This is a genomic window from Bacillus aerolatus (genome assembly GCF_009183655.1).
GTDB lineage: Bacteria > Bacillota > Bacilli > Bacillales > Domibacillaceae > Pseudobacillus > Pseudobacillus aerolatus.
Window position 1 is genome coordinate 20,724 of record NZ_WEIO01000010.1, and the last position, 19,048, is coordinate 39,771.

Here is a 19,048-nt window from a genome sequence, read left to right on the forward strand (position 1 = left end):
AAGGCATTTTGTAAAGAGACCTACATATACTAATCATGAGGATTGAAGGGCGTTGCAAATTATTGCACATGATTCATTTCATGCCGTCGCCTATGGGCAATCTTCAAAACACCCCCCTTTTAGCAAAGGGGGGTGTTTGTTTATGTCTGTATACAATTCATAAGATAATGTTCTAATAGTAAAAATGACGACTTTTTATAGAATTAAAATGCTTAGCCTTAGTTGGTTGTATTTAAAAAGAGATTTCAAAACTTTTTATAGACCTAGTTTTCTAGCTGTCCATTCACTTAAAGCTCTTTCTTGCATCAATGTCCATGAATTAAACCTAGTCTTACCTGAAACATATTTGTCCCATTCGTCACTAGGGATACTGTCAAGATCCCCATTATTTTTAATAGTAAACGGTGATTGATCAAACATCTCTTGAATAGATTGAAAATCCGAAAAACGTTGCATGAATGTATCGGGGAAAAGTTCAGAAAAGGAAACAGTGTTAGTCCCTTGAATTTCTTGAACACTTTGTTCAAGTTGTTTTAACTTCTTGCCAAATTCTTTAAAGCCTCTTGCCTTTACTCCCATGATCTCACCTCTTACAAAATTTATTTTTTACCTTTTGCTTGAGCTAGAGCCGCTGCTGCCACACTTTTACTCTTAGAGCTATAACGTCCATCACGTAAAATCTCTGAAGCCAATTTTGCAACACGTGGGCTTGTAATTTTTTTAGAACCTGGTTTTTTTGGCATGGCTTGTCTCCTTTTAGGGAAAATATGTTCGCATTTACAATTGTATGCTATTCTATATATTGTGTCAATCGTTAAGAAAGGGATACTCTATATTGTGTCTCGGGGAGTTTGTTCTTCTTCAGAGTTTATCGTTCTTTTTTATACCTACTTTCATATAATTACGAAAGTAACATTATTTAAAGGGGAGGATATCGGTGAGGGAATATAACGTACACGAAGCACTAGCTATTCTTAAGAAATACTATATAACTGATTCACAGCAAATGGTCACTCGATGGATAAGGCAGGGGCGGATACAAGGAGTAAGAAGTGATTATCGTAAAGAAGGATATTTAATTAGCGAAGAATCTTTGTTTGATTTTATTGAAGAAGAAAGACCTGGGCTGTCGTCTGTTTATGAAATTTATGATGAGTTTATTAAAAATCTTCAAGTAGAGAAAAACAGGAAACTTGATATAGAGTTGGATATAGAAGAGATTCACCTTAAATTAAGAAACTTAGAAGAACAGTTACTAGAAGTGCAACAGGAAAAACAAATTGTAGAAATGAATTTAATTGAGCAGTTAGAGGAAAAGAGAGAACTTGAAGAAGAAAATGAATTACTTACTGAACTTTATGAACTCATTCAAGCTGACAATGAACAATTAAAAAAACAGTTGAAACAATTGAATACGAGCACTCTACCAACAAAGCAAAATAAGGATTCACACAATACTAAATCTAAATACAATGTTTCTTACTCTGAATTTGAACGAACGAGCACGGATTTGTTAGATGAATTAAATGTTGACTTGAAAGACTTAAGTAATCAAGAACAATTAAAAAAGGTTTACAATGAACTATTTGAGAAGAATGGAGAGTTAAGAAGTGAACTTCTAGACAGTGGAAACATTATTTGTCCGTATACCAAGAAGTCACTAAAACAGGTAAAGAGGATAATAAATAATGCGTTACGACATCACTTTTCATCAGTTATGCGAGAAGATCAAGCAATAGAATCAATGATACAGGTAAGTGAGTGAAAAAAAGAGCTAACGTTATTCGTTAACTCTTTTTTTATTCTATTTCACCATAAGGGAATGGATGAGAAAGTTCTTTTTTTGATTACAAAAAGTCGAAAAGAGAGTGTGAACTTTTTGGGAGTTGTCTAAACCTTTTACCAATTCTCCTTTAAAAAAAGCAATTGCTTCTTTATTATTGTATCTCAATTTTGCATGTTCTTTATTCTTTCCAAACGTATTAAAGGTTGGCAACATGCCAGGAGGACAATAAAAAAGTGGTTTTGGAAAATTAATACCATATGGTTCTAAATAGTCAATGTCGGAAAAGAGTTCATCATAGAAGTGACATATATTTATGGGTTTCACGTATGTTAAAACAGCTTGATTGAATGTTTCCTCATTTGCTGCAAGTTGTACAGCTTTTCGAAATAAGTTGACTTGATTTATATCTGGAACAATTGAAAGACCAGCCGCAGCTTGGTGGCCGCCATGCTTAGTAAGATACATACTTGCTGTATTAATCACATTCACAATGGAAAATCCGCTTCCGTTCACACTTCTTGCTGAACCTGTCCCCGTTTTAGAAATCACAATAGACGGCTTTTTGTATTTCTCTACTATTTTTGAGGCGATAATGCCAATGATTCCATTGTGAAAATCTCCAAATACAACAATAACTTTATCTTTATAAAGTTGATCTTGTAAGATTAAGGTGTCTGCAATAAGCGCTTGTTGTTTAGTTAGCTCTTTACGCTTTTTATTTAGCCCAATTAAAAATGATATCTGTTGCTTGGTAGTAGTCACTCCAGTTAAGATATTCACCGCTGTATTTGGATCATCTATTCGTCCACATGAGTTGAATATAGGTCCTAATGTGAAGCCGATAGTAGAGCTATCTACATCTTTAACAGAAGTTTCATCGAAAATCCGTTTAAATACAGGAAGAGGGCTTGTATTCATCTTTTGCAGTCCGATTTTACAAATAACCCGATTTTCATCTTTGATTGGCATCAAGTCAGCAATAGTTCCTAAAGTAGCCAGTTCTACATATTCAAAGAATGGGAGATCAAAATCCTTACAGGCAACCTGGTATAATGCTTGTACAACTTTTAAGGCAACTCCTGCACCTGATAGGGAAGTAAATGGATAGTTGTTATCGTGACGCATCGGGTTAATAAAAGCTAGACAATCGGGATGCATGCCAAGTATTTCATGATGATCAGTTACTATTACGTCGATCCCTCTTGCTTTTGCAATACGCATAGCTTCATGTGAACTCGTCCCGTTATCGACTGTAATAATAAGAGACGTACCATCGCTCACTTTTTCCATTGCTTGGGCAGAGAGACCGTATCCTTCGCTTCGTAACGGTAGTCGAAACGACACATCTGCTGTAAAACGTTTTAGGGCTAATAACAATATAGAGGTAGAAGTAACACCATCGACATCGTAATCACCAAAAATAAGGATTTTTTCTTTTTGCCTGATTGCCTTAATAATACGAATAACTGCCTTTTTCATGTCATTTAACAGAAAAGGATTGTAAAGATCTGTTTTTATGCTTGGTGTTAGAAACTTCGTTAGCTTTTCATAATCATTGATCCCGTGATGGAAAAGATAATGGCCAAGTATAGGATCGATAAGGAATTGTCTTGAATGATACATTATAGATGGATAGTTAGGATGTTGTTCTAAAGGGATATCAAAATGACGCCAATTAACTGTCATGTTCTATCCCTCCATGATATACCTTGACAGACCTTATCAATCCTTTAGAAAAGATTACCTTTAACTGTTTAAATCGAACTGAAAAAATTGTTAGGCGTAGTAGTTTGTCGTAACAGCTTGTGCCTAGTGTGTTTAACAGTGTTGTATATTTCATATTATTTGCTCCTATCATGGTGTTGTTAAGACAATTTCTATATTTTTGTCACCGTGTATAATTACTTTTTCTACTAAAGTTTTGATGAGTGACTTTGCTTCTACGACAGGTAAAGTGTCAATAGCATCGATGAGAGAGGAAATTTTTCCGTTCAATTTTTCCTCTAATCCTTCTGTATTAATCGTCGTAGTCGATTGCCTAGTTTCAGCCTCTTGCACTATCTGCTCCATTCGGGACTTTTCTTTTTGAAGATCTCCTAATTCAATTAGTCCAGCTGTGTAGGCCTCTACCTTACGTGCATAGCGGTTTTTTGCACTCTGTATTTGTTGATTTATTACTTGTTTTTCATCATTTCTCGCTTGCTCAGCAAGCTTAAATATATAAGAGGAATTCATTGATTTTGACAATCTTAAAAGTCCTTCCTTGAACCAATCTTCGACATCACTTGCATTATAAGGCTGGCTTGTACAAGTTCCTTTATTCTTATTAGCAGAACATCGATAGCTTCGTTTTCTATTTGTTTTAGGGCCTGTCCAGCTAATCGTCATCGCTGCTCCACATCTACCGCATTTTAGAAATCCCCCTAATAAATGCGGGCTTGTTTTTGCCCGTGGTGGTACACTTGCCTGATTAATTCTTTTTTGAACCGCCTCCCATGTAGACTCATCAATAATTAGAGGGTGAGCATTTTCTACAACAACCCAGTCTTCATCATCTTTTTCAACTTGTTTGTTGCTACTTCTATCTATACGATTCCAGACCAGAGTTCCTTTATAAACTGGATTGGTGAGTAACAATTTAATGGAACGAATAGACCATCCTCTTTTTTTCTTAGAAGGAATCCCTTCTTGGTTCAGCTTTTTCGCAATACTGTAAAACCCCAGTCCCTCATTTAGATATAGATCATACACACGTTTTACAACTTCAGCTTCTGTTTCATTGACCACAAGCTCTTTATGTATGAGGTCATATCCATAGGGGCTCTGAGTGAGCCATTTTCCATGATTTGCTGCATGAAGCATGTTTTCAAAAACACGTTCTCTTATGCGTTCTCTTTCAAACTCTGCAACTGCTCCGAGGACCTGAAGAGTTAATCGGCCAGAAGGTGTATTCGTATCAAAAGATTCACTGATAGATATAAAAGACACTTTATTTTCTTGAAAAATATCGATGATTTCCAGGAGATGTTTTAGCCGCCTGCTTATGCGATCAAGTTTTGTTACCAAAATCTTTGAGATAGTACCTTTTTTAACTTCTTTTAACAAACTAATAAGTTGTGGACGATCCATATTTTTGGCAGAATATCCGTCTTCTATATAAACGTGAGGGATCTCTGTCCAGCCCATGGCTCGGCAATATGATTTAAGCCTTTGTTGTTGTTCATCAAGTGACACTCCTTCTCTTGCTTGCTCATCAGTTGATACACGACAGTAGAGAGCTATGTTTTTTGTTTCGTCAGAATACTCGTCTCTCATTGTTTTTCCTCCAAGTGTTATTTGTACATGCATATGAAAATACACAGGAAATCATGAAGAAAGAGATTTGATGGATTATCACTCTTTCATGTCGCATACACATTAACCAGGGGGGGAGTGTATGGACGATTTGAAGGTTAGCTATCTTTTTGACAACGCTTCTTTTGAATGCTTATCAGATTTACATGCCGAAGCTAGAGAGAAATTATCCCCTATGTTTCTTAAATGGGAGAAGAAGATAAGACACAGTTCAGCGGTCGAGACATTAAATAAAGAACTATCAGTAGATTCCACCAAGCTCCTTACAGTTTCAGTTGAAAATAAAGAAGAGAGTCAAACCTTCAAAGGTTAGACTCTCCATTTTTTTGTATGGTATTCATAATTATGAACAGATTGTTCATTTTTATGAATAGAATTTTGTTTACTGGAAATAATACTAATACAAGATTAACTTTTTAGAAGTAATTCAATTCCATTTTCTAAAGTTGAAAGAAGGTATTTTACAGCGTCGGGATTTTGAGTTTGTAGTTCTTTCATTTTTTTATTTGCGTGAGTGAGCCTTATATCAAGTTCATCCATGCTCTTTTTTTCAAATGGAAAGAGGTGAAGTTCGGTTTGCAATTTTTCTAAGAGTGATAATTGTATCGTATTTGTTTTCCCTGTCTCTAAATTACTAAGATATCCAGGGGATACACCTAACTTTTCAGCAAAGGCATTCAAGCTTATTCCCTTATTAGTTCTGATTGTTCGGATACGTTGCCCTAAATCGTATAGCATCTAATACCTCCTGTTCGTATCTATTAACGTGTATGAAAGAATCAAATTGTCCTATTACGGTTTTATTCAATAAGTTTTCAGGGAAATCCTGCTAAACGCTTTCTCTTCTTTGTATAGTATTAAAAAAGAAAAAGGAGAAAAAAATGACCAAAAAAATGATAAAGACAGTTTCAGTCAGTTATGTGCATGATCCTGAAGCAGCAGAGAAATGGTTTCAAATCTATATGGATTTATTACTAGATGAAATGAAAAAGGACAAGTTATCTATCGAGGCCTCATACAATGAAACATAGGAGAAGGAGGGGTTACTTCTGAAAACAGTCATGTATGTTCGTAATTCCATTAGTAAGGAAAAACAAAAGCTATCAATCGAAATGCAAAAGGATCATGTAAATAAATTGGCCCAGAAAGAAAATTTGCTAATAGATGATATATATAGCGACGATGAAACATCTGCTCGAAAGACAAAGGTGAAAGAACGAACCCAAATGTCTCGTATGTTGCGAGAAATTAGGAAAGGTGAGATAAAAACAGTTTTGGTATATAGCCGCTGCCGTTTCGCAAGAAACGTTCATGACTATATGGAGATATACCGAACTTTTAAAGAACATAGTATAAAGGTGTTTTTTGCAACAGAACATGAATTCCCCATGTTATTTACAATCGAAGGGGAATTAATAGAGCGCATAATGGCTGCATTCAATGAGCACGAAGCAGAAAATCTGGTGAAGAAGTTAAAAGATGCAAAGCTCACAAAGGCAAGACAAGGAAAGCATGCAGCTGGAAAAATATCTTTTGGATATGAACAAAGTGCCGAAGAAGATGGAGATTGGACCATTATTAAGGAGGAGGCCCAGGTTGTTCAGGATATATTCAACTTATTTACAGTTACTAGGCTTGACAGCTTGAATCAATTCGTCGAAATGGTAAATCAACAAGGACTAACTTACAAGGATGATAAACCATGGACCTATGGAAACATTCGTAATCTGCTCAAAAATCCGATTTATAAGGGGATACGTAAGTATCAGGATATTAAGGTTCCTGTTCTACATTTGCAAATTGTTGAGGAGCAAGTATGGAAAGAAGCTCAAGTGAAACTATCGACATTTACCCGAGATTCATTCAAGGAGGAAGAAAAAGAAAAACCGTTCTTCCTGTTAGACGGCATGATACAGTGCATGGAATGTGAAGAAGTTCTTATTTCCAATAAAGCTCAGATGCGCGGGAAGAAGATAGAAGTATATCGTTGTAAAAATCATTCAAAAATTAAGTTTGAAAAAGAAAAGATAGAAAAAGAAGTGATGCTCCAAGCGAACAATTTCTTTAATGAAATTTTGTCACCTTTCTTTAAAGAGCATCTAAAAAAGATGGCAGAAAAGGATACGAAAATTTTTAAAGATATTGGGAAAATGATTGAAAATGTTAGGAGTAACTTAAAAGATGAGATAGGAAATAGACTAGATGTTTTACTAAATATAGACAAAGTTTCTGATGTGTCACCAAGTATGATGAAATTGTATGAAGAATTACAAGAGGTTACAAAAAGTCATGAAACATTTAAGGAAAAATGGTTTGAATCAATCGAAACACTTAAGGAATTAGAGGCGTATCATGATAGATATGATGATGGCTCCACAGTAATTCTGCATGAAGATTTAAACGGTGAAACTGCAAGAGATTTATTACAGAATGTCGTAAAAGGCATTTATGTGCATAGCGACAAGGAAGTAAGTATTATTTTTAAACATCCTTATCTTGAAGGAGTAGGAGGCAGAGAGATTATTGGGCTTAAATAATGTTATTGCACCAGGGATGAAAGCAGCATTTTATGGAAGACATTCAACGGATAAACAAAATATGGATACACAATTAAGAAGTGCTTATGACTTTGCCAATCATTATCAATGTAAAATTATAGGAGAATATTTAGATGAGGCTGTATCTTCCCGTAGAAAAGAGAGAAAGGGACTTGAAGCTTTAATAAGGGATGCAGCTGAACAGAAATTTGATTTTATTATCATTTACTCTGCTTCACGCCTTGCGCGTATTCCTAAAGAGCATGATACATTACGCACAACAATGAATATACTAGGTATTCATATTGTGGAGAGCAGTACAGAAACTCTTTATAGTTATGGAGACATAGTTTATTCCTCAATAAAGGATGCTTTAGCTAAATATGAAATGGACAAAATCAGGGCATCAACGCGAGATTCCATTAAAACATTGCTAAATATGGGCCTATGGACAGGTGGAAGAGCACCCTTCGGCTATAAATACCATCCAAAATTAAGCAGGACAGGTGAAAAGGACAATAGTGAGGCCGTAAAAGAATTTACAAAACATCTACCTATTGAGGATTCTATGGCCATACAAAGAGGGAAGTTTGAAATAATTGATCATGAGCTTATACTTGCCAAGAGAGTATTCTCACTCTATAAGGATGGATATGGTTTTCAACAAATTGCTGAAAAAATGCCTGCAAAAAGTTACAGAGGTAAAAATTGGGATAAAAATAAAGTGAAACAAATTATTATTAATCCTTTCTATTCTGGAGTTGTCGCGATTAGAAAGCGTAATCCGTCTTCTAGAAGCTCTCTAAATGATCGAGAAGATTGGCTGATGAACAAGAATTCCAATATTCAACCCATTATATCTTTTAATGAATGGGAAGAGTGTTTTCGAATCTATGAACAAAGGAAGGAAAAAAGGCTTCCTCCAAATTATTACAAGACAAGTTTTCTATTGGCGAACCTTTTATTTTGCAAAACATGTGATCAAGAGTTAAAAGGAAAAGATCAACGTTCAAAAGGATATGGTAAAAGAATATATATTTGTAACGGGTGTGGCTTTAAGGTTTCAATAGACGATGTTCATCAAGAGGTCATGAATCTTTTCTTAAAAATGCAAACAAAGACTGCTGAGCAGCTAGTAAAGACTGTACAGGAGAAAATCTTAAAGGACTGTTACGAAATGGAAAGTAACATAGCTGTTATTAGTAATGCTCTTGAGCAGGAAAAACAAAAACTTTTCAATCTCAATGAAAAAATTGAAAAAATGTTTTCATCAAATGGAGATGAAACCATCATAAAGTTATTAAATATCGGTAAAGAAACTCTCCTTGCCTCTATTCAGGATAAGACCAGTCAAATTAGTCAGTTGGAAAAATCTATTAAGGTTTTGAAAGATATTGATGCCAATGAAGAGTTGATTAAAGACAAGATGATGGACTTTAAACGGCTTGTTGAGCTACCAAAATCCAAGATAAGAAGAATATATTTGTACTTCATAGAAAGGATTTATGTGGAGCCACCTGGTAGGTTGGAGTGTAAATTCCGTATTAATCTAGAAGAGGATGTATAAAAATCCGCGACATATGTTGTGGATTTTTATTTGGCAGTTATAAGAAAAGGATAAAGTTACAAAAGTAAAAATACATAGATAAAGATACCTTAAGATTTTATTCAATTAAGTTTGTGAGTCACTAATCATAAATAGGATTGATAGAGACTTAATTTTTATTTTGTGAATTCTCGGTTTTTAGGTTATCTTTTGGAATTGTTCTCGGTTTTAAGATAGGTAATCGATCGATTACCTATCTAAAAGCCGAGAGGAAACCTTAAAATTCTAGCTGGCTCAACGGGTTTACAAGGGAAAAGCTCCTTTGGGGATTATTAGAAAATGAGCATCTCGGTTTTTTAGGTCTGATTATTATTGTGTCTCGGTTTTTTATATAGTAAAAATAACGTGATAATGATCCGCTCGTATTATTATGTCTGTAATGTTACTAAAGTAACGTAATGACCAACAATCCCTCTTGATATTAAATTTTCTGGATTTTATTTTCTCAAAATGTATATGAAGGACAGTGGATAGAACAGCATTAAGGTTTTAGCTTTTTATTTAGTTCTTTTAGTTAAGCAACATACCACATTTTTTCTTGCTAGTCTCAGCTTTAGCCAAAATACTGTGATGAGAGGGATGAAAAACAATGGATTATTTTTACATAATAGGATAAAATTCAAGTATATATTGTGTTTATTTGGAGGATAATATGGAGCTAAAGTCTTCTTTACAAGAAAATATGAAGCAAGGTGATCCGTTCATTGAAAGAATGGATAAAGTCTTTGCAAGTCTAAGAGCTGACTTCGATGTTGCTTCGGCTCAATCTTCAAAGAAGAGGATTGCGGAGTTAAAAAAAATCCATGTGGACTCAACTAAAAAGGTATCGACCTTAGCAATACAGTGCCAAGAGTCAAATGGGTTTATTAAGGGGTTAAGGGGAACTGGAAAATCCCACTTACTTTTGCTTGCAAGGGATAAAGTTAATACTGAATCCAACCATCTTTGTATTTACATTAATCTTCAGGAACATTTAAATATAGGTGGTTCAGTTGTAGTACAAGAAAGGTTTTACGTTTGGGCATTATTAAAACAGTTAAAAAGGCAATTGTTTTATATAATCGATCAAAAAGAAGACGAGAACACAACTATAACAAATATTGCAAAAAATTTAGCTCGCTTTTTTTTGATTGATAAAGAAAAAGAAATAGAGCATAAATTAATGTCTATCTTTCAAAAACTAGAAAATTTAATTAGGATAGGTGAAGAAGAACTACATCTCTTTTCTTTTCAAAAAAAGGATGCACAACGTCTGGAAAGTAATGATGCCTGGGGTCTTGGTGGAGAGGTAAGCAAAGGGAAAACAAAATTAAAAGCGAAGTGGAATGAGTCTAGAAAAGAAACAGATTCGACTGAAATAGGTTACCGCGTCGAAAAGATACTTGATACTGATGGACTTAAAACTTTTCTTATTGAAATTGTAAATGTACTTAACATAAATGGTATAACATTTTTTTATGACGAGTGGAGTATGCTTACCAATAAAGATCAAGAAACATTATCCGTGTTGATTAGAGCATTGAGTTCTTCACCGATATTTCATTGGATTGCATATATTCCATATAAATCGAGTCTTGGAGTTTTGGAACAACTTGCTGATATGCCGCATAATATCGATCTGGACTTGCAATTTATTTTTGAAGAAGATAATAAAGTTTGCACCAATTATTTTAAGGAGTTTATAGATAACCGCTTGAAGTTAGTATTTGAATCTGACGTGTTTAAAGCACATGCTTTAATTAGACCAAGTGTGTTGGAAATAATGGTTAAGAGTTGCATGGGAAATACTAGAGATTTTGGAGTAATGTTAAATAAGGCTTGGAATAACTTTAGACAGGATTATTTAGTAACGCAAAAGAATAAGGTTATATCTAAGAAGCATGTTGAAAGAGCAATAAAATCTTTGGCTGAGGAAAAACAAGATAATTTAAGAGCTAAAAGCTCAAGTAAATATTCTGAACGGCTGTGGATAGAAATTGCAAAATTTATTTCGGAAAAAAAACACACTCATTTTTGCATAGAATTATCGGATAAAAATGTTGATTTTATTAAGGAAGAAGAATTCATTGACCTCTTGTATCATAGACTGGTCCACTTAAGAAAAAAGGATTATCCGCCTAAAGATGGCGAGAAGAATAGATTATCTATTTATGCTGCTGATGTGAGTGTCTTATTTTATCAAATATTCGAGGTGCGAAGTGAAAACAAGAAGATAAAGCTGGTGACAGATCTTTCAACTATTCACAACCGAACCAGACGATATATTTTCAACATAGAGAGATGTATTAATGAATTTAGAATGGAACAAGGTAAACAAGTTCAATGCGCTGCTTGTCGTAAGATAATAACTGAAGAGATGAAACTTGCCTGGGAAAAAGGGATTTGTATTTATTGCATGACACCTTTTTTGAATGAGGATAACACTTTAAAAGTAACATTGACATAGTCCCTAAGGGTTAACTAAGAACTAATTCATTTTAATAGCATTTATTTGGTAATTATGCGACTTGAAAGCTATCTCAGTATTCATCTTTGTTTTCAATTTGAAAAATAATTTTTTGAATAAAAAACAAAGTCGGGGAACTGACATACAGCATAATAAAAAAGCGCTGGTTTTTTCCGACGCTTTTTTGTTAAACAAAACATTAAAATTGAAGAAGGTGCGGATAATTCCAAGTTAAAGAATTATTCGCCTTTTTTAATCTGCCAGACCCCTATTACGTTGCCCCAATACTAAAATCCATAAAATATGTTTCAGAATCGATTTTATAGACTCTAACTGATGTTCTTCCATAGTTTATTACGTCTTGGGGATCTACTCTTTCTCCTAATGGAACACTCAGCCTATTTCTGAAATATTGTCCCATAATGCTGTTGTTTTCAGTGGTATGAATGGCTTTTCGCTCTGCCTGAGCCATTTTGCAGACAAGATGCTGCCCGTCATCTGTCAGCATTGTAAATGATTGTTCAAGCGGAGGGAAAAAGTCAGGATGCTGATTATTAAATGGCGTCGGAACTTTTAAGTAAGCCTGATTGGGGTCACGGCCTTCTCTCTGTCCCCAGTTTAAGCCAGCTCTTTCTTGTATAGCAGTATCATTTCGAATCAAAAGCGGCAGGTCAACATATTCCAGGTGCTGAAGATTAGGAGTTTCCGTATCCTCACCATCTAACTCCAATTGAACGATTTCATCGGTTTGTGGTCTTCTTTGTACGGTAACATGCTGAAAATTAATATGGTTTTCCACATCAGGATCGGTGCATAAAATGGCATCAGTTACATTAAACACATCGTCCACATTTTCAAAATAGCAGGGTACCAATAATTCATGCTGATCCCTAAATCCATTCCAAGAAAAATTGGCAGAGCCTGTAAAAGTAACACTGTTATTTAATAATCTGCCGTGAGGCCAATGGTAGATTTTTGTATGTATTCCAGGACGTGATTTTTGATAACTGATGGAAACATTTTGATATTCCTCCATTATTCGAACGTATTGTTCATGATCCCATCTTCTGATCCCGTCTTTTTTTGCCATCCCAATAACAAGCTCAATTTCTAAGTCAGGATACTTTGTTAGAATATGTGTCAAAAAAGCAGATGAAGCGTATCCTGATAAAATTCTTAAGGTTCTGTACCCTTCTTCGTATGGTGCGTCAAAAACAATATGTTCTAAATTTGTGACATAATACATGAGGCATTCCTCCTATTTGAAATTATTAAATTAATAATATCAAAAATTGGAAAATCAGTCATCAACAATTTTAGAGTTGCTTTGGCATGCTGAGTGTGTTATTTTTCGACATATTCTTGTATAATAGAGGCATGCAACAATAAAAATGGAGTTGTCCTAGATGATATTTAAAAAAGGTGAACTGTTCTGTGGACCTGGAGGATTGTCTTTAGGAGCAAAATTAGCAGAGGCAGTAAGTAAAGATGGAGAAATTTTTAGAGTAGAGCATGAATGGGCAAATGACTATCATGAAGATACATGTGAAACATTTCGCCTGAATATATGTCCAGATAGACCTGAATCCGTTATTTGCGGAGATGTCCGCGAATTAGATATTGAGGGCTTGCCAGAAATTGACCTTTTCTGCTTCGGTTTTCCATGCAATGATTATAGTATTGTAGGAGAAACCAAAGGGCTTGAAGGTGATTATGGACCTCTTTATACTTACGGCATCAAAGTATTAAAGCACCATCAGCCGAAAGTTTTCATTGCTGAAAATGTAGGAGGGCTTGAAAGTGCGAACGATGGGAGGGCGTTCATTCAAATCCTAAAATCAATGGAAGAGGCGGGATATAACATTACTCCTCACCTGTACAAATTTGAAGAATACGGAATTCCGCAGGCTCGACATCGAATTATCATTGTAGGAGTACACAAATCTCTTGGATGGAAATTTCAAGTGCCAATGCCTCCCTATAAAAATGATCCAGAGAATTGGACTTCGGCTAAAAAGGCAATTGAAAACCCTCCAATTCTAGAGAATGCTTTCAATCATGAATTTACCAACCATGCAAAGAAAGTAGTGGAGATGCTAACCATCATCAATCCTGGAGATAATGCATGGGCGGATTATATTCCAGAAAATCTACGGCTGAATGTAAAAGGGGCAAAAATGTCCAATATATACAAGCGGCTTGATCATAAATCTCCTGCCTATACGGTAACAGGAAGCGGAGGTGGCGGGACTCACATGTATCACTATGGTGAGCCTAGGGCCCTAACGAATCGCGAACGTGCAAGGCTTCAGACATTCCCTGACTGGTATCAATTTGTAGGAAAGAAAGAAAGTGTGCGCCGACAGATCGGAATGGCTGTTCCTGTTGACGGAGCCAAAATCATTGTCCAAGCCATTCTGGATTCTTTTGCTGGGAACGAATATCCAACGGAGCCATCCAAGTGGGAAGAGGAGTTGGCTGAAATGCTGGAGACAGGGAAAAAAGCCAAAAAGAAAAAACGCACTAGAGGAACGAAAGTAAAAGTTGAGGCTTCTGAAGAACAAACCGAATTGGAACTGAAAACCGAAGAGCCTGTTAAATAGGAGACCTTGATGGTCTCTTTTTTTGTCTGTTTTAGCTTCTATGGTTATGGGAATAAAAATAGTAAAACTCTATGAAAAAGGTGACATTTATGGCGGATATGAGCAAGGAAAAAAGGTCAAAGACAATGAAAGCCATAAAGTCTGTTTCAAAGCTTGAAAACAGAGTGACGAAAGCTCTCTGGGAAAAGGGATTTCGGTTTAGGAAGAACGCAAAATTGTTCGGAAAGCCAGACATCTCCATACAAAAATATAAAATAGCCATCTTTATCGATTCCTGCTTCTGGCATGTGTGTCCAATTCACAGCAATATACCAAAGACCAATCAGGAATACTGGATAAAAAAGCTGAAGCGAAACCAGGAGCGCGATAGAGAAGTAAGTGATTATTATAATGAAAAGGGATGGCATGTGTTGCGGATATGGGAACATGAATTAAAAGGTGATTTTCAGAGTACAATTAATAAAATAGCCATCTTTATTAACGAACACAAAACTAAATATAAGTAAATCGCTAATAAACGAAAAAAGGAGCCCTCAAAAGGTGCTCCTTTTTCATCTGTAAGTTTAGTGCGTCCGTTGGAAGAATAGCTGTTTCATAACTGTTAAATAAAGCGGATTATTCAGATTTATTTTGAAAATAATGTTAAAGTATTAATTGGATATTCTGAAAAATTGATCAATGAAGTTTTTATGGAATTACAAGGAGAGAAAGATATGGACAGAGATCATGCTAAAGTTTTTGTAAGTTATAGTTGGGATAATCCTGATCACCAGAGTTGGATTCGATATTTCACTAATGAATTAAGAAAGAAGGGGATAAATGCAAACTGCGACCAATTCATCTTGCAGAGACAAACTAAGAATTTAAATCAAATGATGATTGAGGGAATCCGAGATAACGATTTCGTTATATATGTCTTGACGGAAAATTATAAGACTAAATCCGACCAGTTTCAGGGAGGGGTTGGATTCGAACAATTGCTTTCTCTTTCTACTCTTCGAAATAATCCAGATAAATTTATTCTTATTAAGAAAAGTGCAGCAAGTTTTGAGGATGTATTGCCATTTCATTTAGAAGACTATTCTGTGTTTGATTTTTCAAATGAGGATAAGTTTGATGAAAACATAATCAAACTAGTCTATCGTATTTACGGTATTGACTACTATGAAGTTGCCCCTCTAGGACCTGTTCCTGATTTAGTGGCAAAGACAGAAAAATCGAGTGAGCAAGTCCAAACAAGTAATTGGTTGTCGGCAATAGAAGCATCCATTCCAATCAAAATAACTGACTTAGATAAAAATAATTTTATACGGAGTGCGTTTACTGAAATTATTGAAAAGCTAAAAGAACTATTGGACTACGTAAAACAAAGGGATCCAGCCGTGAACTATACTATTGATCAAAGCTTAAGACAGGTAGTAGTAAAATTGTATCAAAACGGAGAATACAGATCTGGAACTAAAATATGGGTTGGAGAATTTTTTGGGAGTCGTACAGAAAGCATTTTTATATCAAATGATGTCTCATCCATTTCGAACAACTCGTACAACGAACAGATCGTTTGTAAAGTTTCAAAGGAGAATCAATTAATTCTTGAAATGAACTTTGGTGCTTTTTACTCTCAGGATGCTGATTTATTGACGCCAGAAAAGATTGCTCTTCAAATTTGGGATAGACAATTGAAGAACTAAGGGGAAGGTTGCTATTTCACGGATATTGCTTATTCTGGAAAACATCTTTGCGAAAGGATGGCTGGGCTTCCTACTGGCATCAGCGCATCGTCCGCGAACTGGATTTAACGTCTGGAGAAGCGATTGAATTCGCCAAGCTGAACGCAGGAGTTGTGCAGCCGTCGCGCACATCAATTAATCCGTATTATCTCGGCTTAAAAATGTTTGAAGACATTGAAGAACGTTATAATAATCCGACAGAAGAAATGAAACGGCACGGCGTTCAACCGGGGTCTGGCCGGGAAAAAATGTTTGAAGTCCGGGAAATTGAATCTGATATTTCGTTTTTGCGCAATTACTTAACGAAAGAGCTTGTCTCAAGGGAAGACATGTATTTATTTCAGAAAAAAGGAAAAGATTATAAAATTACTGATAAAGAATGGACAAACGTGCGCGACCAGCTCGTCAGTATGAGGGTAAATGGCGGTTTTCCTTATTTGACTGTCAATGACAGCGATTATATGAAAGCAGGAGAGTTGTATGTGAAGCACTGGTATGAAGGAATTGAACTCGACTTAAGGTACTTGGAAAAAGTTCTTCCGCATTTATATACGCTCTGGGGGAGAACAGTTCACTTAGAGACAATTGTCGAAGACCGTGAAATTCTCTTCAGTTTCAGCGGCAATAAAATGCAGCGCAAGTATTTATAACAGACGGGTGTCCGGCCTTTCCCGGCCGCCCGTTTTTTTAATGAGTTTTGTTTGTAAATAAGAAGGGAAAAATATGAAAGGAATATTTGGCTGGGAGGAGGAAAAAGAATGACGGGATTCATCTTTATGTTTCTTTATTTTTTGATCGTCACTTTCGTTATTGAGATTTCAGTCATTTTATTTAACTTAACCGGATTAGAAACAGCTGTTTCCCGTTATCAAGTCGTTTCCATGCTAACTGGAACAGGATTTACGACAGATGAATCGCAGCTGATTATTGATCATCCGGTCCGCCGGAGACTCAGTATGTTTCTCATTTTATTCGGCGCTTTTTCTCTCGCAGTGATTATTTCTTCCATTACAAATATTTTATCAGATGATTTAAGGATCAAGGAATTATCCATTATTAATGTTGTCCTGCTCACTATGCTTCTTATTGGAAAAACGCCATTTATTAGAAATAAGCTGAACAAAAAATTTCATTATGAGATGGAAAAGAAACTGGAACTTTCGGAACTGCCTGTTAAAGAGGCGCTTTACTTAGGGGAAGACGATCTAGTGACGGATGTATTTATCAGCGAAGAGTCTGACTTTATTGGAAGAAAAGTGACAGATCTTATTGGCAGAGATGAAGACATTAGTGTTTTGTTTATTAAGAGGGGAAAAGTGAATATCCGAAGGCAATTGGAGAAGGAGAAAATTCAGGAAGGCGACCAGTTGTTTATTTATGGTAATAAGGAGCAAATTGTGGAGAGGTTCCTTAAGAGCAAAAATGAAAAAGAAAGCTCATCACACTGAGCTCTCCTGTCGATTCTTTTCCTGCAGCCTCTCCATTACACGGCGTTTCCGGTAAAGCATCATGCCGGTTTCAGCAATGTCATGAATAGCCGAGCGATTCGTGAAAGCCCCAAACACGATGCCGGCAATTGGAACGAGCTGCATCATTTTTTTCCAGCCAAATTGATCGCGGTACGTATAAATAACTTCCCGCCAGCCCTGCAATTGAGAAATCATCTCCCTGCTTTGTTTCCGGCTGCTATAAAAGTTGGACAAGTCATTCAATATCACTTTTTTGCCAACCACGTCTGACGAAGAAAACTGCAGGCATTTAATAATAAAAATGCGTTCTTCTTTTTGTTTTGGGTCGTAACCGTAGGCGATGGCAATTTCCTGAAGCGTTTTTAATGACAGTCCGAGCAGCAAAGGGATGTCCACTGCAAGGGTAAACACTCCGCCCACGCCTGTTGAAGCTCCCTGTACAGTCGCCATATTCGCGCGTGACTTTTTCAAGGTTTCACTTATAGCGTCCATTTTTTCAAGCGGGGCGGCACCGGCGTCTTGAATAGAATGAATGGCTGTTTCGGGATTTGCTTCTTGTATTTTCTTTAATACGCTTTTTTCCTGGATTAAATATTGTCCGCCCGTCTGAATAAAGCTGCCAATTTCATCGAGCAGCTGGCCGATCTTATTTTGAATGACTTTTGGTGTAATCCGGTCAAGCAGCTTGAATGGAAGGCGGGCGATTCTTTCCCAAATCCATAGCTGTTTTTGTTCTTGTTCCCACTTTTCAATTGCCGCGAGTTCCGTTAATAAATGTTCCTTCGTTTCCATTTCTATCCCAACCTTTTTCAAATGTTAATACATATACGCCAGCGGTCCGTATGAAGTTTCAATAAAATGGCTGATTTATATGAGAAAGAAGATTACGCGCTTTTTATCGCCTTTCTTGCATATTTTACATGCTTATGGAAAAAATGGCCCCTTTACCAACAGAAGAAATTAGGTAAAGGGGCTTATTTTAATGCTTCTTTTAAGTTTCTCACATGGTCAGCTAATTCATCGCATACGATTTGATAAGCTGCCCATTTTTCCAGCGCATCTTTGCAGTGTGCCGGGTTAGTTATGTTCCAGCGGAGGACTTTCTTATTAGAAGTAAGCGGAAGATCGGGGTGCTGATCACGTTGAAAATCATAAATATTCACAATTAGATCCGCACTCTTAATTAAGTGAGGCGCTAGCAGTTTCGGCTCCTTATTTGTGATATCTATATTGACTTCTTTCATTGCTTCTATAGGAAGGTCATCATCTTGGGCTTTCAGAAATGATGCACTAACAAAGTTTAATGAAGGCTCATTTAATCTAGAGGCCCATCCCTCCGCCATGATGCTTAAATCGTTAGATGTAGAAAGAAGTAAGATATTTTTATTGTCCATTATTTAAGCCCCTTTGCCGTCATTCTATTTCTTTTTTACCCTTTTTTTCAAAGAATAAGCATAAAGCCAAAAAAAATTTCCTTCGAATTTAATCCGAAAGTATCAGATCTAAAGTTTTGGGTG

At 36.0% G+C, this 19,048-nt stretch carries 18 protein-coding genes and 1 pseudogene; 11 read left to right on the forward strand and 8 right to left on the reverse strand.

The genetic code is table 11. The annotated features are described in order from the left end of the window. Window positions 1-255: 255 nt before the first annotated feature. Complete coding sequence (locus tag F9802_RS15175; RefSeq protein WP_152153463.1) at window positions 256-579, reverse strand: hypothetical protein; 324 nt, start codon at window positions 577-579, stop codon at window positions 256-258. Between the two features lie 20 nt (window positions 580-599). Continuing rightward, window positions 600-743, reverse strand: a complete 144-nt coding sequence (locus F9802_RS19765; protein WP_191992005.1) for a hypothetical protein — start codon at window positions 741-743, stop codon at window positions 600-602. 194 nt (window positions 744-937) lie between these two features. Here F9802_RS19765 and F9802_RS15180 point away from each other — a divergent pair, with 194 nt between their 5' ends. Further along, a complete protein-coding gene (locus F9802_RS15180; RefSeq protein ID WP_152153465.1) occupies window positions 938-1,765 on the forward strand; it encodes a hypothetical protein in 828 nt (275 codons plus the stop codon). A 39-nt stretch (window positions 1,766-1,804) separates the two neighbouring features. On the opposite strand, the gene recJ is transcribed toward F9802_RS15180, so the two are convergent. Both recJ and F9802_RS15190 read right to left on the reverse strand, forming a co-directional pair. Next, window positions 1,805-3,472, reverse strand: a complete 1,668-nt coding sequence (gene recJ / locus F9802_RS15185; protein WP_152153467.1) for a single-stranded-DNA-specific exonuclease RecJ — start codon at window positions 3,470-3,472, stop codon at window positions 1,805-1,807. Between the two features lie 168 nt (window positions 3,473-3,640). Next, a complete protein-coding gene (locus tag F9802_RS15190; protein WP_152153469.1) occupies window positions 3,641-5,101 on the reverse strand; it encodes a recombinase family protein in 1,461 nt (486 codons plus the stop codon). Window positions 5,102-5,222: 121 nt separating this feature from the next. On the opposite strand from F9802_RS15190, the gene F9802_RS15195 reads away from it, so the two are divergent. Continuing rightward, on the forward strand, window positions 5,223-5,453 hold the full coding sequence (locus tag F9802_RS15195; RefSeq protein ID WP_152153471.1) for a hypothetical protein: 231 nt from the start codon (window positions 5,223-5,225) through the stop codon (window positions 5,451-5,453). Window positions 5,454-5,548: 95 nt separating this feature from the next. Here the strand turns inward: F9802_RS15195 and F9802_RS15200 are convergent, their stop codons facing one another. Further along, window positions 5,549-5,878, reverse strand: coding sequence for a helix-turn-helix domain-containing protein (locus F9802_RS15200; protein ID WP_152153473.1), 330 nt, complete (start codon window positions 5,876-5,878; stop codon window positions 5,549-5,551). A 143-nt stretch (window positions 5,879-6,021) separates the two neighbouring features. On the opposite strand from F9802_RS15200, the gene F9802_RS19770 reads away from it, so the two are divergent. From F9802_RS19770 to F9802_RS15215, 4 genes are all read left to right on the forward strand, one after another. Further along, window positions 6,022-6,171: a hypothetical protein gene (locus tag F9802_RS19770; protein WP_191992006.1), complete on the forward strand. Its 150-nt coding sequence runs from the start codon at window positions 6,022-6,024 to the stop codon at window positions 6,169-6,171. Between the two features lie 30 nt (window positions 6,172-6,201). Next, a complete protein-coding gene (locus tag F9802_RS15205) occupies window positions 6,202-7,677 on the forward strand; it encodes a recombinase family protein (RefSeq protein WP_152153475.1) in 1,476 nt (491 codons plus the stop codon). Next, complete coding sequence (locus tag F9802_RS15210; protein WP_152153477.1) at window positions 7,664-9,244, forward strand: recombinase family protein; 1,581 nt, start codon at window positions 7,664-7,666, stop codon at window positions 9,242-9,244. Before F9802_RS15205 ends, F9802_RS15210 begins: the two co-directional genes overlap by 14 nt. Before the next feature lie 691 nt (window positions 9,245-9,935). Beyond that, entirely contained in the window at window positions 9,936-11,729 is a 1,794-nt protein-coding gene (locus tag F9802_RS15215) for a hypothetical protein (protein WP_152153479.1), read from the forward strand. A gap of 271 nt (window positions 11,730-12,000) precedes the next feature. Here F9802_RS15215 and F9802_RS15220 read toward each other — a convergent pair whose 3' ends face one another. Further along, window positions 12,001-12,975 (reverse strand): restriction endonuclease PLD domain-containing protein, encoded by a 975-nt coding sequence (locus tag F9802_RS15220; RefSeq protein ID WP_152153481.1) that lies wholly within the window; start codon window positions 12,973-12,975, stop codon window positions 12,001-12,003. A 160-nt stretch (window positions 12,976-13,135) separates the two neighbouring features. On the opposite strand from F9802_RS15220, the gene F9802_RS15225 reads away from it, so the two are divergent. The 5 genes and pseudogenes from F9802_RS15225 (at window position 13,136) to F9802_RS15245 (ending at window position 17,510) form a co-directional block, all read left to right on the forward strand. Continuing rightward, window positions 13,136-14,332 (forward strand): DNA cytosine methyltransferase, encoded by a 1,197-nt coding sequence (locus tag F9802_RS15225; RefSeq protein WP_152153483.1) that lies wholly within the window; start codon window positions 13,136-13,138, stop codon window positions 14,330-14,332. An 89-nt stretch (window positions 14,333-14,421) separates the two neighbouring features. Further along, entirely contained in the window at window positions 14,422-14,838 is a 417-nt protein-coding gene (locus F9802_RS15230) for a very short patch repair endonuclease (RefSeq protein ID WP_152153741.1), read from the forward strand. Window positions 14,839-15,045: 207 nt separating this feature from the next. Continuing rightward, a complete protein-coding gene (locus F9802_RS15235) occupies window positions 15,046-16,023 on the forward strand; it encodes an SEFIR domain-containing protein (RefSeq protein ID WP_191992007.1) in 978 nt (325 codons plus the stop codon). Between the two features lie 32 nt (window positions 16,024-16,055). Further along, a pseudogene (locus F9802_RS15240) lies at window positions 16,056-16,712 on the forward strand (SpoVR family protein); the annotation flags it as partial. Between the two features lie 108 nt (window positions 16,713-16,820). After that, the gene (locus F9802_RS15245) at window positions 16,821-17,510 is read left to right on the forward strand and encodes a TrkA C-terminal domain-containing protein (protein ID WP_152153489.1); all 690 of its coding nucleotides are present in this window, start codon (window positions 16,821-16,823) and stop codon (window positions 17,508-17,510) included. On the opposite strand, the gene F9802_RS15250 is transcribed toward F9802_RS15245, so the two are convergent. Then, window positions 17,502-18,323, reverse strand: coding sequence for an EcsC family protein (locus tag F9802_RS15250; RefSeq protein WP_152153491.1), 822 nt, complete (start codon window positions 18,321-18,323; stop codon window positions 17,502-17,504). The two genes, F9802_RS15245 and F9802_RS15250, sit on opposite strands and share 9 nt — an antisense overlap. A gap of 182 nt (window positions 18,324-18,505) precedes the next feature. Next, the gene (locus F9802_RS15255) at window positions 18,506-18,925 is read right to left on the reverse strand and encodes a low molecular weight phosphatase family protein (protein ID WP_152153493.1); all 420 of its coding nucleotides are present in this window, start codon (window positions 18,923-18,925) and stop codon (window positions 18,506-18,508) included. Window positions 18,926-19,048 lie beyond the last annotated feature (123 nt).